Source organism: Escherichia sp. MOD1-EC6021, from assembly GCF_002965245.1.
Lineage (GTDB): Bacteria > Pseudomonadota > Gammaproteobacteria > Enterobacterales > Enterobacteriaceae > Escherichia > Escherichia coli_F.
The window spans coordinates 1-1,157 of record NZ_PTRU01000096.1; the positions used below are offsets into that span (position 1 = coordinate 1).

Consider the following 1,157-nt stretch of genomic DNA (forward strand, 5'->3'; position numbering starts at 1 on the left):
ATATCTCCGGTTTGCGGATCGAAAAATATTGCACCTATTGAGATGATCGGGGCATCAGGATTTTTTCCCATGGTTTCGAGGTCGATCATTAGATGGTCACACGTCCTGCTGGTGGATGTGATTTCGTGATGACCGTTCACCTTAATTGAGTGATCTGCCGCCTCGCCAGTTTCATTATCGCTGGCGTGATGCTGATTGCCGCCAGTGTTCTCCTTCTCCTTGTGTGGATGTTCAGCGCCTTCCATTTCCTCCGGATCATTTTCCTGAACTTCAACCTGATACTCTTCATCGAATGTTTCTTGGTATGTTGCGTCGCCCATCACCGCACCACAATCAGGGCAGTTGCCGCCGCCGGTCTGATCGCAGGCGGTGCAGACTTTTTCCACTTCCTGTTGCACTACTGGTTCAGGTAGTTTCGTTTCTGGCTCGTTTTGTTGCGTATTTGGGCTGTTTTGTTCCGCTTTCTGGTCGTTCTGTTCCGTTTCTTGCTGGTTCTGGTTCACAGAATCGCGGGTTTCAATCCCCTTCACCCATTTCGGATCATTCGGATCGCTAATCCCTGCAACAAATTCACCACGTGATACTGCAAGCAGTTCATCGGCGTCAGGCTGGCTGATATTGGCTGCCTGCATAATTTTGTTTACTTCGTCAGCGGTAACTTTTACCGGCCCTGGTTGTGCGGTCGTGTCAGATGCACCAGTATTTTGTTGTGAACCTGAGTATGTACCGTTTTTGCGGGCGAAATATTCTTCTTTCGTGATTTCAGTAGCCCCTGCAGCCAGTGCCTTATCCAGACCAGAAAGTTTGTTTGCGCGACCGTATTTTTCGCTATCCTTGTCGGTGAAGAGGAAGTAGAACGGCCCTTCACGCTCTACAGATGGTTCGACTTCCACTTTGCATTCGGTTTTTTCGTTGTCCGGAATTGCCGTTTCCACTGCATCAGTTTCTGGTACTGGCGACGAGAGAGTATCAGTTGCGCTCTGATTTCTTCCTTCATCTTCAAACACGCCCTTTGTAGTCAGGTATTCAGTAATGTATTTGTTCAGTGCCACAGGGTCTTTGTGAATGTCGATCGGACGTTCACGGACAAGGCCAAAAATAGTCTGGCGGTCGTAGCGAAGGGCATCAGGCTGTTTGCGCATTGATGCCGAGATACG

Annotated in this window: 1 protein-coding gene; it reads right to left on the reverse strand. The window is 49.1% G+C overall.

Annotated elements, in window-relative coordinates; translation table 11 throughout:
• On the reverse strand, nt 1-1,157 hold a 1,157-nt coding region (locus tag BEB54_RS28060), incomplete at both ends, for a 3'-5' exoribonuclease domain-containing protein (RefSeq protein ID WP_201798176.1).